The sequence below is a fragment of the Blastococcus sp. KM273129 genome (genome assembly GCF_021698995.1).
Classification (GTDB): domain Bacteria; phylum Actinomycetota; class Actinomycetes; order Mycobacteriales; family Geodermatophilaceae; genus Blastococcus.
The window spans coordinates 51,841-65,504 of sequence record NZ_SSXB01000014.1 but is presented as its reverse complement, the minus strand read 5'-3'; the positions used below and the strand labels follow the sequence as shown (position 1 = coordinate 65,504).

General features: G+C 76.6%; 16 protein-coding genes. 8 read left to right on the top strand and 8 right to left on the bottom strand.

The features are described from left to right. Positions 1-111 precede the first annotated feature (111 nt). Together E9565_RS06405 and E9565_RS06400 are read right to left on the bottom strand one after the other, a co-directional pair. Positions 112-1,107, bottom strand: coding sequence for an HNH endonuclease signature motif containing protein (locus tag E9565_RS06405; RefSeq protein ID WP_236834348.1), 996 nt, complete (start codon positions 1,105-1,107; stop codon positions 112-114). 749 nt (positions 1,108-1,856) lie between these two features. Continuing rightward, a complete protein-coding gene (locus tag E9565_RS06400) occupies positions 1,857-3,095 on the bottom strand; it encodes a DUF2786 domain-containing protein (RefSeq protein ID WP_236834347.1) in 1,239 nt (412 codons plus the stop codon). Between the two features lie 90 nt (positions 3,096-3,185). On the opposite strand from E9565_RS06400, the gene E9565_RS06395 reads away from it, so the two are divergent. The 6 genes from E9565_RS06395 (at position 3,186) to E9565_RS06370 (ending at position 7,277) form a co-directional block, all read left to right on the top strand. Beyond that, complete coding sequence (locus E9565_RS06395; protein WP_236825454.1) at positions 3,186-3,578, top strand: molybdopterin-binding protein; 393 nt, start codon at positions 3,186-3,188, stop codon at positions 3,576-3,578. Positions 3,579-3,685: 107 nt separating this feature from the next. Beyond that, a complete protein-coding gene (modA, locus tag E9565_RS06390; protein ID WP_236834346.1) occupies positions 3,686-4,438 on the top strand; it encodes a molybdate ABC transporter substrate-binding protein in 753 nt (250 codons plus the stop codon). Continuing rightward, positions 4,435-5,235, top strand: coding sequence for an ABC transporter permease (locus E9565_RS06385; RefSeq protein ID WP_236825452.1), 801 nt, complete (start codon positions 4,435-4,437; stop codon positions 5,233-5,235). The genes modA and E9565_RS06385 overlap by 4 nt, the downstream gene beginning before the upstream one ends. Next, positions 5,232-6,278, top strand: coding sequence for an ABC transporter ATP-binding protein (locus E9565_RS06380; RefSeq protein ID WP_236834345.1), 1,047 nt, complete (start codon positions 5,232-5,234; stop codon positions 6,276-6,278). The genes E9565_RS06385 and E9565_RS06380 overlap by 4 nt, the downstream gene beginning before the upstream one ends. A gap of 13 nt (positions 6,279-6,291) precedes the next feature. After that, entirely contained in the window at positions 6,292-6,870 is a 579-nt protein-coding gene (locus tag E9565_RS06375) for an NTP transferase domain-containing protein (protein WP_236825450.1), read from the top strand. After that, on the top strand, positions 6,867-7,277 hold the full coding sequence (locus tag E9565_RS06370; RefSeq protein ID WP_236825449.1) for a molybdenum cofactor biosynthesis protein MoaE: 411 nt from the start codon (positions 6,867-6,869) through the stop codon (positions 7,275-7,277). Before E9565_RS06375 ends, E9565_RS06370 begins: the two co-directional genes overlap by 4 nt. A 9-nt stretch (positions 7,278-7,286) precedes the next feature. Here E9565_RS06370 and E9565_RS06365 read toward each other — a convergent pair whose 3' ends face one another. The 5 genes from E9565_RS06365 to moaA form a co-directional block, all read right to left on the bottom strand. Continuing rightward, the gene (locus E9565_RS06365; protein ID WP_236834344.1) at positions 7,287-8,126 is read right to left on the bottom strand and encodes an SMP-30/gluconolactonase/LRE family protein; all 840 of its coding nucleotides are present in this window, start codon (positions 8,124-8,126) and stop codon (positions 7,287-7,289) included. A 4-nt stretch (positions 8,127-8,130) separates the two neighbouring features. Then, on the bottom strand, positions 8,131-8,640 hold the full coding sequence (locus E9565_RS06360; RefSeq protein ID WP_236825447.1) for a histidine kinase: 510 nt from the start codon (positions 8,638-8,640) through the stop codon (positions 8,131-8,133). 48 nt (positions 8,641-8,688) lie between these two features. Beyond that, positions 8,689-8,883 carry a hypothetical protein gene (locus E9565_RS06355; RefSeq protein ID WP_236825446.1) on the bottom strand — a complete coding sequence of 65 codons (195 nt, stop codon included), beginning with the start codon at positions 8,881-8,883 and terminating at the stop codon, positions 8,689-8,691. 85 nt (positions 8,884-8,968) lie between these two features. Further along, a complete protein-coding gene (locus tag E9565_RS06350) occupies positions 8,969-9,214 on the bottom strand; it encodes a MoaD/ThiS family protein (protein WP_236825445.1) in 246 nt (81 codons plus the stop codon). Between the two features lies 1 nt (position 9,215). Beyond that, entirely contained in the window at positions 9,216-10,271 is a 1,056-nt protein-coding gene (gene moaA / locus E9565_RS06345; RefSeq protein WP_236834343.1) for a GTP 3',8-cyclase MoaA, read from the bottom strand. A 148-nt stretch (positions 10,272-10,419) separates the two neighbouring features. Between moaA and E9565_RS06340 the strand changes: the two genes are divergently transcribed. After that, positions 10,420-11,658, top strand: coding sequence for an MFS transporter (locus E9565_RS06340; RefSeq protein ID WP_236834342.1), 1,239 nt, complete (start codon positions 10,420-10,422; stop codon positions 11,656-11,658). 73 nt (positions 11,659-11,731) lie between these two features. Continuing rightward, positions 11,732-12,586, top strand: a complete 855-nt coding sequence (locus E9565_RS06335) for an aldo/keto reductase (RefSeq protein ID WP_236825442.1) — start codon at positions 11,732-11,734, stop codon at positions 12,584-12,586. A 179-nt stretch (positions 12,587-12,765) separates the two neighbouring features. On the opposite strand, the gene E9565_RS06330 is transcribed toward E9565_RS06335, so the two are convergent. After that, the gene (locus tag E9565_RS06330) at positions 12,766-13,575 is read right to left on the bottom strand and encodes a DUF3097 domain-containing protein (RefSeq protein WP_236834341.1); all 810 of its coding nucleotides are present in this window, start codon (positions 13,573-13,575) and stop codon (positions 12,766-12,768) included. Positions 13,576-13,664: the final 89 nt, after the last annotated feature.

The following is a 13,664-nucleotide window of genomic DNA, read 5'->3' as shown; positions in this document are numbered from 1 at the left end:
GGCGGGGGTGTGCGGCAAACGGTGCGCTGGCCCACGCCGCATCCCCCGCGGTGCTCCCGAGGTGCTCCGGCGTCCCTGCGGTGCTCACGACGTTCCCGCGGGAACGCCGGCTCAGCCGCCGAGGGGGGACCTCCCCTCCGCGTCCAGCCGCCGGAGGAGGTCGCGGTTGCCCATGAGGACGCCGATCGCCCAGTGCATGTCCAGCCGCTCGTAGGGTGCGGGTCCCGCAGCGGGCAGGTCCGGCGGGCCCTCGGCGGACAGGACCCGGTCGAGCCGGGCCGTCGCGGTCGAGAGGGGCAGCCGGGATCTCGTGGTCGCCGGGGATGCGCCGACGCGGCCGTGCCCGGGGGATCGACCCGGGCGGCGACGTCCTCGGTCGCTGCGGCTCGAGGTGGGCCCGGCCCCACGGTCCGGCCGGGCCGGTGACCGCCTGCGGTGGCCCGGCGCCCCGGGGCTGCGGCGGGTCTTGCGTTCGGGAGCGGGCGCGTCGGCGGGGCGGCGTCCGACCGTGGTGTCGATCGGCGCGACACCGGCGTAGGGGTCGTCCCCGCGTGCGGGGTCCGGGGGCGCCCCGTGCAGGCCGCCGGTGAAGGCGGCGTCGGCGGTGCCCCAGACGCGCTGCCCCTCGGGGGTGGTCACCACCAGCCGGCCCTCCTGGCGGCTCATCACCAGGCCGCGCTCGTGGACGAGGCCGTGGTCGACGTCGCACAGGAGCACCATGTCGGCCACGTCGGTCCGGCCGCCGAGGATCCAGTGGTGCATGTGGTGCACGTGCAGGCGCTCGGGCCGGGACTCGGGGCAGCCCGGGCGGGCGCAGCCACCCTCCCGCCGCAGCAGGGCCCGGCGCTGCGCCCCGGTGGCCCGCCGCTTCCGGCGTCCCACGGCCAGCGGCTCCCGCCCGCGCTCGATCATCGCCACGACGGTCGCCCCGCAGAGCAGCCGGCGGGCCTGGGCGCCGGTGAGCGCGGGCCCGCCCTGGACGTGGGCGCGGCCGGCAGCGGTGTCGTCTGCCAGGACGGCGGTGTCGACGTGGACGACGACCTCTCGCCGCGGGGGGTCGCCGGGGCGGCGGTCCAGCGCGGCGCGCGCCTCGGCGAGGGCGGTCACCGCCGGTGGCGGCGAAGGCGAACTCGAGCAGCGCCGCCTCGGAGTCCGGCTCGGCGACCCGGGTCAGGGCGCGCACCTTCGAGTAGGACAGCCGGCCTGCGGCGAACGCCGCCTCGATCCGCGGCAGGCCGCGCAGGGCCCGGGCGACGCGGACGTGCTCCCGGGCGGCGCCGGGGCCCATGCCGCACTGCCAGGCGAGCCAGTGGGCGCAGGAGAGGATGCCGACCCCGTGCCAGCCGCCCCGCTGGTCGAACTCGGCGACCAGCCGGAGCCAGGTGGCCGTCGCCGCCGCCAACCGCACCGCCCCGCTCGTGATGGCCAGGGCGAGCTGCTCCAGTGGTGTCTCTGCGACCGGGCCGTCATCCACGAATGTCGAACACATGTACGAAAGCTGACGGCGAGGTGTGACACAACCGCTGCCCACGAGGGTGCGGCGTTCCCGCAGGAACGCCTTGGCGCGGTGACGCCACGACGCGTGGCCCGACCGGCCAGCGTGGGATGCCCGAGGCGATCTCACGGGGAGCGGTGACAGGTCGGCGCCCGCCTGCCGTGGCACCGCCGGCCCGGGCGGGGAGGGGGGCGAGCGTTCCCGCGGGGACCGCTCGACACGGTCGAGGGGTGGTGGGCCGGCCCGCACTGGGAGGGCTGAAGGCGTTCCCGCGGAAACGTGATCGCGGTGGCGCTCGCGCGGTGGCGGGCCGGCCCGCGTGGGGAACGCCGGACCGGTGACTCGGTCCGGCTCCGGGGCGTCAGCGGAGGGGTGCCCGCCGAGGGGCGACGTCGGCGCGTTCCGCGGCGGCCCTGCCCGCGTACCAGCCGCCCGCGTCCACCGAGGACCGGCTGCGGCCGGCTCGCACCTTCGGGAAGAGCTCCGCCGTGCGCGCCTCGACCGCCGCCTGCCGCGACCGCAGCACCGGCAGCAGGTCCGCGCCGCGTTCCGCCGCCGCCTCCGCAGCGGCCTCCTCGGTCGCCCTCCGGCGCGCCGCGGCCAGCCGCTCCCCGATGCGGTGGGCGTAACCCAGCAGGAACGCGCGGCGGAACGTGCGCGAACCCGAGCGCCGCCCGTCCTGCCGCTCCGCGGCGGCGAGCGCGTGGGCGACCTGGAGCAGCAGCGAGGTGAACAGCAGCTCCACCGCGTCCAGATCGGCCCGCACGCCGACCAGGGTGGCGATGCCCAGGCCCTGGTACCAGACCAGCCGCACCCCGTTCGCTTCCGCGACGGCGCCCAGCAGCTGCGTCTTGGCCCGCGCGTACGGGTCGGCGAGGTGCACCCGGCGGGCGTCGACGTCGATGCCGGACGGTGTGCCGTCGCCGAGCAGGGCCGCGTCCACGGCGTGCCGGGTCATGAGCTCCTGCGCCTTGGCGGTCAGCGCCTCCGCCTCCTCGGGGAACGCGGTCGACTCCGCCTTGGCCAGCAGCCCGCGGATCCGGCGGAGCGCCCGGTCGCCGTCCGCAGCCGGTCGGTCCGCGCGCGCCCGCGGAGCGCCCCACCGCGAGGGCGGCGGCACCAGCAGCTCGAGCCGCGCGGCGGTGCGCAGCACGCCGGTGAGCTGCAGCACGATGCGCCACGCCTCGGCCGGGGCCCGTTGCTCCGCCCGGTGCCACGCGGCGACGACCGTGCAGGCGAGAGCGCCGGCTGGAGGGTCGGCGTCCAGCGCCCCGAGCTCGCGCAGCTGCCGCACCCAGCCCTCCGGCGCCCGGGACACGGCGTCGGACCGGCGCGCGTGCTCGGCGACCAGCGCCACGAGCAGCGGCACCGACCCGGCACCGGCCTGCCGCCGGGCGGCGTGCGCGACGTCGGCCGGCTGCCAGCCCCGCTCCCACGTCTCGTCCAGCGCGGCGAGCAGCGTGCGTGTGAGCACCCCGTCCTCGTCGAGCGGGACCCCGCGCGCGCTCAGCACCCCCGCCAGCTCGGCGGCCGCCCCGGCGTCGGTGAGCCTCGGGGCCCGGTGCCGGAGCAGGTCTGCGAGCCAGGCGTCGTCGATCACGCGGGGCATGGTGCCCGCCCGGGCCGACGCCCGGGAGGAGCGGCCCGTGGACTGCGCCCGTCGTCCACAGGCCGCGGCTAGGGTCTTGCCGTGGGCGCCACCTACCGCATCGCCGAGGCGGCCGCGCTGCTCGGCGTCAGCGACGACACGGTCCGCCGCTGGGTGGACGGCGGACGGCTGCCGGCGCACCGGGACGGCGGAGGCCCGGCGGTCATCGAGGGCGCCGACCTCGCCCGCCTCGCCACCCAGCTCCGGGACGCCCCCGAGCCCGGGACGACGCCGTCGTCGGCCCGCAACCGGCTGGCCGGCATCGTCACCAACGTGGTCCGCGACGGCGTCATGGCGCAGGTGGAGATCCAGGCCGGGCCCTTCCGCGTCGTCTCCCTCATGTCCCGGGAGGCGGCCGACGAGCTCGGGCTGGTTGTCGGCGTCCGGGCGGTCGCCACCGTCAAGGCCACCCAGGTCAGCGTCGACGTGCCCTAGCCGCAGCTGCGGGCGGCTCCCCTCGCGCCTCTTGCGCAGCCGCGGAGAAGGCTGCTCTGATGCTCCGCAGACGCGGCCACCGGAGCCGGCGTCCGGGAGGGGAGGGCATGCGTCCGCTGCTCGTGCTGCTCGCGGCAGCCGCGCTCCTCGCCGGGTGCGGCGCCGACGACCCGGACGCCGACCGGCCCGGCGGCACGCTCACGGTGTACGCGGCGGCCTCGCTCATCGACGTCTTCGAGCGGGTGGAGGCGGCGTACCGCGAGCGCCACCCGGACGTCGACGTGGACTTCGGCTACCTCAGCAGCGCCGGTGCGGCGACGGCGATCAGCCAGGGCGCCCCGATCGACGTCTTCGCCTCCGCCGACGAGCGGCAGATGCAGGTGGTCGCCGACGCGGGCCTGGCCGAGGACCCGCAGGTCTTCGCCGAGAACGTGCTGACCCTCGCCGTGCCCGAGGGGAACCCGGCCGGCGTCACCGGGCTCGCCGACCTGGCCCGGGAGGACCTGGCCGTCGCCCTCTGCGCGCCGGACGCGCCCTGCGGTGCGGCGGCGGAGCGGCTCCTCGCCGCCGCCGGCGTGACCGCTCGGCCGGACACCTACGAGGAGGACGCCCGCGCCACCCTGCAGAAGGTGGAGCTCGGGGAGGTGGACGCGGCGCTCGTGTACGTCACCGACGCAGCCGCCCGGCAGCAGACCGTCGACGCGATCGAGGTGCCGGAGGCCGCGGCGGCCGCCAACCGGTACCCGATCAGCGTGCTGGCGGGTGCCCGGGACCCCGCCGCGGCGCAGGCGTTCGTCGACCTGGTGCTCTCCGCCGAGGGCCGCGAGCTGCTGCGGGACGCCGGGTTCCGGACGCCGTGACCCGCCCCGCCACCCGCGTCCCGGGCCCGCTGCTCGTCCCCGCCGCGCTCGGCGTCGCCTTCCTCGTGCTCCCGCTGCTCGGCCTGCTGGTCCGCACCCCGTGGTCGCAGCTGGCCGGCCAGCTGGCGGAACCGGCGGTCGGGCAGGCGCTGCGGCTCTCCCTTGTGTCGGCCACGCTCGCCACCGCGCTCTCGCTGGTGCTCGGCGTCCCGCTGGCGTGGGTGCTGGCCCGCTCGCGGGCCCGCGGCCGCTCGGTGCTCCGGGCGCTGGTCACCGTGCCGCTGGTGCTGCCGCCGGTCGTGGGCGGCGTCGCGCTGTTCCTCGTGCTGGGGCGGCAGGGCATCGTCGGCTCCTGGCTGGACGACGCCTTCGGCATCACGATCCCGTTCACCACCGCCGCCGTCGTCATCGCCGAGACCTTCGTCGCGATGCCGTTCCTGGTCATCAGCGTCGAGGGTGCGCTGCGCGCCGCGGACAGCCGCTTCGAGGACGTCGCCGCCACGCTCGGCGCCGGCCGCTGGACGACGTTCCGCCGGGTCACGCTCCCCCTCGTCGCGCCGGGGATCGCGGCCGGCGCGGTGCTCTGCTGGGCCCGGGCGCTCGGGGAGTTCGGCGCCACGATCACCTTCGCCGGCAACTTCCCCGGCACCACGCAGACGATGCCGCTGGCGGTCTACCTGGCGCTGCAGCGGGACCCGGACGCGGCGATCGTCCTCTCGGTGGTGCTGCTCGCGGTCTCGCTGGCCACCCTGCTGCTGCTCCGCGACCGCTGGCTCGGCCGGGCGGGGGCCGCATGAGCCTGGAGGCGTCCGTCGGCACCCGCCGCGGCGAGCTCGACCTCCGCGTCGACGTCGAGGTGGCCGACGGCGAGGTGCTGGCCCTCCTCGGCCCGAACGGCGCGGGCAAGTCCACGTTCGTCCGGGTGCTGGCCGGCCTGCTGCCCCCCGACCGCGGGCGGGTCGTCGTCGGCGGCGAGGTCTGGGACGACGGGGTCACCTCCCGCCCGGCGCACCGGCGGGCGCTGGGCATGGTCTTCCAGGACGCCCTGCTCTTCCCGCACCTGAGCGTGGCCGACAACGTCGCCTTCGGCCTCCGCACGCGGGGCGCCCGCCGCGGGGAGGCGCGGGCGGCCGCGGCGGCCTGGCTCACCCGGGTGGGGCTCGACGGGCTGGGCGCCCGGCGGCCGGCCGAGCTCTCCGGGGGGCAGGCGCAACGGGCGGCGCTGGCCCGCGCGCTGGTCGGCGACCCGGCCCTGCTGCTGCTCGACGAGCCGCTGTCGGCCCTGGACGCGCGCACCCGGCTGACCGTCCGCGCCGAGCTGCGCCGCCACCTGGCCGGCTTCCGCGGCAGCACCGTGCTGGTCACCCACGACCCGGTGGACGCGATGGCGCTCGCCGACCGCGTCGTCGTCCTCGAGGAGGGGCGGGTCGTGCAGACGGGCACCCCGGCCGAGGTGGCCCGCCGGCCGCGCACCGACTACGTGGCCCGGCTCGTGGGGCTGTCGCTGCTGCCGGGCACCGGCGCGGGCCGGTCGGTGCGGCTCGACTGCGGGGCGGCGGTGGCCATCGCCGAGGAGGCCGCCGGGCCGGTGTTCGCCGCGATCCGCCCCGAGTCGGTGGCCCTCTACACCACCCGGCCGGACGGCAGCACGCGCAACCTCTGGCGGGAGCGGGTGGTGGGTGCCACCCCGCACGGGGCCACGGTGCGCTGCGAGCTCGACGGCGAGGTACCGCTGGTCGCCGACGTCACCGCCACCTCGTTCGCCGAGATGGGACTCGTCCCGGGCGCCGAGGTGTGGGCCGGTGTCAAGGCCTCCGAGGTCGCCGTCTACGCGCGCTGAGAGAGTGGGGCGCATGAGGACCGCAGCCGTCGTCCTGGCCGCCGGGGGCGGCCGCCGCTACGGGATGCCCAAGGCGCTGGTCGAGTACGAGGGCAGCCTGCTGGTCGAGCGCGCCGTGGCGACGGCGGGCGCTGTCTGCGACCCGGTGCTCGTCGTGCTCGGCGCGCGGGCGGTCGACGTCTGGCGCAGCGCCCGCCTCGCGAACGCCGTGGTGCTGGCGAACAAGGACTGGGAGTCGGGCATGGCCTCCTCGCTGCGCACCGGCCTGGACGGGCTGCGCGGTTTCCCGGGGAGGGTGGACGCCGCGCTGGTCACCCTGGTCGACATGCCCGGCATGACGCCCGAGGCGCTGCGGGCCGTCGCCGCCCACGCCGCCCCGGACGCGCTCGCGACCGCCACCTACGACGGCGTCCGCGGCCACCCGGTGCTGATCGGGCGCGACCACTGGGCCGGCGTCGCGGAGACCGCGACCGGCGACGAGGGCGCCCGCCGGTACCTGGCCGCGCACGACGTCGTCGAGGTGGACTGCACCGGCCTGGCCGATCCGGTCGACCTCGACGTGCCGCCGCCGGGGGTAGCGTCGGCGCCGTGATCGCCAGGGTCCTCGACGCGCCGCTGTCCGTCGCCGAGCACGAGGAGGCCGTCTCCGTCGCCGCGGCGGGGGCGGTGGTCTCCTTCGCCGGCGTCGTCCGCGACCACGACGGCGGCCGCACGGTGACCGAGCTCGAGTACGTCGGCCACCCGAGCGCGGCCGAGGTCCTCGTCGAGCTGGCCGAGGAGTTCGCCGCCCGCCCCGAGGTGCACGCCGTCGCCGTCAGCCACCGCGTCGGCCTGCTGGGCATCGGGGACGTCGCGCTCGCCTGCGCGGTCAGCGCCTCCCACCGCGGCCAGGCCTTCACCGCCTGCGCCGAGCTCGTCGACGAGGTGAAGAGGCGGCTGCCGATCTGGAAGCGGCAGGTCTTCGGCGACGGCGAGGAGGAGTGGGTCGCCTGCCCGTAGGCGGCCCCCTCAGCCGGCGAACTCCCGCACCGGCAACCCGCGCACGCCGGCGTCCACGGTGAACAACGACCCCGCGATGCCGTCGTCCGGGCCACCCTCGGCCGACGTGGTGACGAAGAGCCGGTCCAGGCCGGGGCCGCCCAGGGTGCAGGCGGTCACCTGGGGGGTGGGCAGCTCCACCACGGCGTCCCGCCGGCCGCCGGCGTCGTAGCGGTGCACCTCGCCGCTGCCGTAGAGCGCCACCCAGACGCCGCCCTCCGCGTCGACGGTGAGCCCGTCGGGGTTGCCGTCGCCGGCGAAGGTCACGAACGGGCGGCGGCCGGTCAGCCCGGCGTCCCGGTCGTAGTCGAGGACGTCGATGCGGTGGGTGGCCGTGTCGGCGTAGTAGGCCAGCGACCCGTCGGGGTTCCACGCCAGCCCGTTGGACACCGTGACGCCGCCGAACGCCTCGTGCACGCTGCCGTCGGGGTCCAGCCGGTACAGCGCGGCGGCGCCCGGCGTCTGCTCGTAGGCCATCGAGCCGCACCAGAACCGGCCGTCGGGGTCGCAGCCGCCGTCGTTCATGCGGACGCCGGGATCGCTCCACACCGGGGGCAGCGGGGTGACCGCCCCGTCGGGGGCCTCCAGCGCGAAGCCGCGCTCGACGGCGATGACCGCGCCACCCCCGCGGCGCGGGCGGAGCGCCGCCGCGACCGCACCGACGTGCCGGCGGGTCACCGCGCCGTCGTCACCCACCGCGAGGACGTCGCCGGCGAGCATGTCGACGCAGCGCAGCCCTCCCCAGGCCGGTGACCACACGGGCCCCTCGCCGTGGTGGCAGACGGGACCGGTCAGCTGTTCGGCGCGCACCGGCTCAGCACACCACCTCCCGGTCGGGCTCGCCCGGCAGCGGCGGTGGGTCCCACCCCGCGGCCATCAGGGTGCTCAGCATGCGGGCGGCGGCCTCCACGACGGAGAGCTCCCGGGCGGCGCTGCGTGGCTTGGCCCGGTAGGCGACCCCGCACAGCGTGCCGAACAGCTGCAGGTCCCGGGTGAGCAGCGGGATGCCGACGTAGGCGGCGATGTCGCGCAGCGGGCCGGTCGTCCGCGAGGCGTACTCGGGGACCGCGGCCGTCACCGTGGCCAGCCGGGGGGCGCTGCCCTCCACCATCTGCCGGCAGAAGCTGCGCTCCCAGGGCAGCACCAGGCCGGGGCGCACGGCCCGGTCGGGATGGGCCAGGAGGACGACCTGCCGGTCCTCCACGACCTGGGTGACCATCCAGAGATCCCAGCCGACGTGCTCGGCCAGGAACGCGAGCGCGCCCTCCGCGGCCGCTCGCCAGTCCGGCCACGGTGCGACGTCTGCGATCCCTAGCGGAACCATGGCGACCGTATTACCCGGGGCGGGCGGCGCCAACCGCCCGCAGCAGGATCAGCGGGCCCCGGCGAGCCCGTCGTCGTCGGTCCGCTCGTCGCGCTCCAGCTCGGCCTCCTCGGCCTCGGCCTCCAGCCGGTGGGCCTCCCCGTCGACCTTCGCCGCGGCGTCGCCGTGGGACTCCCCGTACAGCTCCTCGGCGCGGCCGAACAGCTCCTCGGCCTTCGCCTTCGCCTTGTCGAAGATGCTCATGGCGCCCATCCTCCCGGTGCGGTCGGCTCGGGGCAAAGGCCGTCCGGCTCCCGGGGGAGGGCGTTGGACCCCGGTGGAGCGCGGCTCAGCCCCCGGCGAAGGGCGGGAGGACGTCGACGACCGCACCGGCGGGCAGCGGGGCCGCCCGGTCGCGGGGCTGGGCGCCGTCGACGAGGAACGAGCAGGCGGCGAGCACCCGCTCCAGCCGCGCACCGTGCGCGCCGGAGACCCGCACGACGAGCTCGTCCAGCGTGTCGGCCTCGCAGGGCTCGGTGTCGACGCCGGCCGCCGCGCGGGCGCCGGCGAAGTAGCGGACGGTGACGGCGGGCACCTCAGCCCCCGATCGCCGACATGGGGCGGCTCGGCTGGAGGAAGGACGGGTCGTCGATGCCGTGGCCGGGCAGCTTGCCCAGCGTGGCGATCCGCCAGCGGTCGGCCAGCTCGGCGTCGGTGGCGCCCTCGCGCAGCGCCGTGCGCAGGTCGGACTCCTCGCGGGCGAACAGGCAGTTGCGGACCTGCCCGTCGGCGGTGAGCCGGGTGCGGTCGCAGGCGCCGCAGAAGGACCGGGTGACCGAGGCGATGACGCCCACGGTCGCCGGACCGCCGTCGACCAGCCAGCGCTCGGCCGGCGCGGAGCCCCGCTCCTCGCTGTCGGGCGCGAGCTCGTGGGCCGCCGTCAGCCGCTCCAGGATGTCCTCGGCGGTGACCATCCGCCCGCGCGTCCAGGCGTGGTGGGCGTCCAGCGGCATCTGCTCGATGAAACGCAGCTCGTACCCCTGCTCCAGGCAGAAGTCGAGCAGCGGGACGGCGTCGACGTCGTTGATCCCGTGCAGCAGGACGGCGTTGACCTTCACCGGGGTGAGCCCGGCGTCGCGCGCGGCGGCGAGCCCGGCGAGGACGTCGTCCAGCCGGTCGCGGTGGGTCAGCTGCTTGAACCGCTCGCGGTCCAGCGTGTCGAGGCTGACGTTGATGCGGTCCAGCCCGGCCCCGGCCAGCGCGGGCGCCATCCGGGACAGCCCGATGGCGTTGGTGGTCAGGCTGACCTCGGGCCGCGGGCGCAGCGCCGTCGCGGCGGCGACGATGCCCACCAGACCCGGGCGCAGCAGCGGCTCGCCGCCGGTGAAGCGCACCTCCCGGATGCCGAGGTGCTCCACCCCGATGCGCACCAGGCGGGTGACCTCGTCGTCGGTGAGCTGCTCGACCTTGGGCAGCCACTGCAGGCCCTCCGGCGGCATGCAGTAGGTGCAGCGCAGGTTGCACCGGTCGGTCAGCGACACGCGCAGGTCGGTGGCGGTGCGGCCGTACCGGTCGACCAGGCCGCCGGACCCGGCGGCCACCGCGCCCACGCCCCGGCGGACCACGGGATCGGGGAGGTCGGCGCCGGTCATGGCCCGAATGTAGCCGCGCCGGGCGATCCGTGGCTGGGTGGAAATGCGCGGGCGCCGCCGCGGAGCCGTTGCTACCGTGCCCTCGCCACCCGAGAGACCGGCGGAGGACGTCCCGCACTCGCCTGTGGCCAGGAAGCGCGAGAGAACCGTGTCGGCCCGCACCGTCTTCAGCCCCTACAGCCGCCTGTTCGCCGTCCCCGGGTCCGTGGCCTTCTCCCTGGCCGGCTGGGTGGGGCGGCTCCCCGCGCCCATGCTCGGCCTGGGCGCGGTCCTGCTGGTCTCCCGGGAGACCGGCAGCTACGGCCTCGCCGGCGCCGTCTCCGGCGCCCTCGCGCTCAGCTACGGCATCGCCGGACCCCAGTGGGCGCGCGCCATGGACCGCCGCGGGCAGGGGCCGGTGCTCCGCCTGGCGATGACCCTCTTCGCCCTCTCGGGTGTCGCCTTCGTCGCCGCCGTGGTGGGCGGCGCGCCTCGGTGGAGCTGGTTCCTGCTCGCCGCGGCGGTCGGTGGCAGCAGCCCGAACATCGGGTCGCTGGTGCGCGCGCGGTGGGCCGCGGCGCTCGACCCCGCCGGCCGGCAGACGGCGTTCGCCTTCGAGGCCGTCGTCGACGAGGTGGTCTTCGTCGTCGGCCCGCCGCTGGTGACCTTGCTGGCCACGCTGGTCGCCCCGCCCGTCGGGTTCCTGACCGGCGTCGTCCTGGGGGCGGTCGGCGGGCTCTGGCTGGCCGGGCTGCGTGACACCGACCCGCCGCCGCACCCCGTCGCCGGGTCGGCCACCGCGCGCTGGTGGGCGGTGCTGACGCCGACGCTGCTGGTCGTCACCGTCACGTACCTGGCCGTGGGCACCGTGTTCGGCGCCATCGACGTCGTGGTGGTCGGTTTCGCCGAGGCCGAGGGGGCGCCGGCGCTCTCCGGGGTCGCGCTCGCCGTCTTCGCCGCGGGGAGCCTGGTGGCCGGCCTGGTCTACGGCCTCGCGCGGCTGCCCGGCACGCTGGCCACGCGGTTCGTGGCGACGGCGGTCGCGTTCGGGCTGGCCGCGCAGCTGCTGTGGGGCGTCGGGTCGCTGGCCGTGCTCGTCGGCGTGGGCTTCCTCGCGGGGCTGACCATCGCGCCGGTGCTGGTCTCGGGCACCTCGCTGGTGGAGTCGCGGACGGCGCCGGGCCTGCTCACCGAGTCGCTCTCCTGGACCATCTCCGGGCTCACGCTGGGCGTCACGGTCGGCTCGGCGGCGGCGGGGGCCGCGGTGGACGCCTGGGGTGCCGAGACGGCGTTCGCCGTGCCCGCGGTCGCCGCCGCCTTCGTGGCGCTGCTCGGGGTGGCCGGGGCCGCGCTGGTGGGCGACCGGGCGGCGCGCGCGGAGCTGGTTGAGGAGGGCACCACCGGGTAGGCGGGGGACGGGCCGATCGCGCACGACCGACCGTGCGGCTCGCGGCCCTCCCCCGAACCGGAAGGATCAGCCTGTGGCCCAGCCACCCACCCACGGAGTGCCCTCCCTCGCACTGAACAACGGCGTCGAGATCCCGCAGCTGGGGTTCGGCGTCTACCAGGTCCCGCCCGAGGAGACCGCCGACACCGTCGCGACGGCGCTCGAGGTCGGCTACCGGCACATCGACACCGCCGAGATGTACGGCAACGAGAAGGGTGTCGGCGAGGCCGTCGCCCGCTCCGGCATCGACCGCGGCGAGATCTTCGTGACCAGCAAGCTGAACAACGGCTTCCACCGCCGCGACGACGCGCTGCGCGCCTTCGACCGGACGCTGGCCGACCTCGGCTTCGACCAGCTCGACCTGTTCCTCATCCACTGGCCGCTGCCGGGCATCGACGTCGACTACGTCGAGACCTGGAAGGCCATGGAGGAGATCTACCGCGACGGCCGCTGCCGCGCGATCGGCGTCTCGAACTTCAAGCCGCACCACCTGCGGCGGCTCTTCGACGAGACCGAGGTCGTCCCGGCCGTCAACCAGATCGAGGTCCACCCCTACCTGGCGCAGGACGACGTCCGCGCGTTCGACGCCGAGCACCAGATCGTGACCGAGGCCTGGTCGCCGATCGCCCAGGGCAAGGTGCTGGGCGACCCGGCGATCACCGAGATCGCCCAGCGCCTCGGCCGGACCCCGGCCCAGGTGGTGCTCCGCTGGCACGTGCAACGCGGCGACGTCGTCTTCCCGAAGTCCTCCTCCCGCGAGCGCATGGAGGAGAACTTCGCGCTGTTCGACTTCGAGCTGGGTCGTGAGGACATGGCCACGCTGACCGGCCTGGACCGCGGCGAGCGCACCGGGCCCGACCCGGACACCTTCAACTACATCCCGGGCTGACGCCCGGTCCGACGGGCCCGTCCGCGATCCCCGCGGGCGGGCCCGTCGTCGTCCCGCGCCCCGCTCGACGTGCGGCGGGGGCGCCCCGGACCGGTCCTCCCCCACCGCACGGCGTCCTCCCTCACCGCGCACCGTGAGGGAGGAAGCGCCATGACCAGGTTCCCCGATCGTGGCCGGGGTCAGTCGGTGGTGACGAAGTCGATGAGCTCCTCGACGCGGCCGATGAGGGCGGGCTCGAGGTCGGTCCAGGTGCGCACGCGGGCGAGGATGCGCTGCGCCCACACGTATCCGGTGTCGTCCTCCCAGCCCAGCCGGCGGCAGACCCCCGTCTTCCAGTCCTCGCCCTTCGGGACGGTCGGCCACGCCCTGATCCCGACGACCGAGGGCTTGACCGCCTGCCAGATGTCGATGAACGGGTGGCCGACGACGAGGGCGTGCTCCCCGGTGACCTGCTCGGCGATGCGCGACTCCTTGGACCCGCGCACCAGGTGGTCGACCAGCACACCGAGCCGCCGTCCGGACGCCGGGCGGAACTCGCGCACGATGCCGGGCAGGTCGTCCACGCCGTGCAGCGGCTCGACGACGACGCCCTCGATGCGCAGGTCGTGGCCCCAGACCTTCTCGACCAGCTCGGCGTCGTGCTTGCCCTCCACGTAGATGCGCCCCTCGCGGGCGACCCGGGCCCGGGCGCCGGCGACGTAGGTGGACCCCGAGGCGCTGCGGGCCGGCCCGGCCGGCGCCACCGGCTTCGGGCGCACGAGCACGACCGGCCGGCCGTCGACCCAGAAACCCGGGCCGAGCGGATAGGCCCGGACGCGGCCGTTGCGGTCCTCCAGGTGGACGACGTCCTTCTCGCAGCGCACCACGGCCCCGACGAAGCCGGAGCTCGGGTCCTCGACCACGAGGTCGCGCTCGGCCTCGACCTGCGGCACCGGCTTCTTCACGGTGCGGGGGTGGACCAGGTCGTCGTACGGCGAACGGGGAGGCACGCGACGACGCTAGGCAGGCCCCGCCCCGGGTCGTGGACGACGCGCCGGGCGGGGTGTGCCGGACCGATCCGGCCCGACACGCCCGGGCG

Coding starts and splice junctions, on each gene's coding strand:
- E9565_RS06360 (WP_236825447.1), bottom strand. CDS start 8,640: ATGGTTCCGCTAGGGATCGCAGACGTCGCACCGTGGCCGGACTGGCGA.
- E9565_RS06380 (WP_236834345.1), top strand. CDS start 5,232: ATGAGCCTGGAGGCGTCCGTCGGCACCCGCCGCGGCGAGCTCGACCTC.
- modA (WP_236834346.1), top strand. CDS start 3,686: ATGCGTCCGCTGCTCGTGCTGCTCGCGGCAGCCGCGCTCCTCGCCGGG.
- E9565_RS06355 (WP_236825446.1), bottom strand. CDS start 8,883: ATGAGCATCTTCGACAAGGCGAAGGCGAAGGCCGAGGAGCTGTTCGGC.
- E9565_RS06375 (WP_236825450.1), top strand. CDS start 6,292: ATGAGGACCGCAGCCGTCGTCCTGGCCGCCGGGGGCGGCCGCCGCTAC.
- moaA (WP_236834343.1), bottom strand. CDS start 10,271: ATGACCGGCGCCGACCTCCCCGATCCCGTGGTCCGCCGGGGCGTGGGC.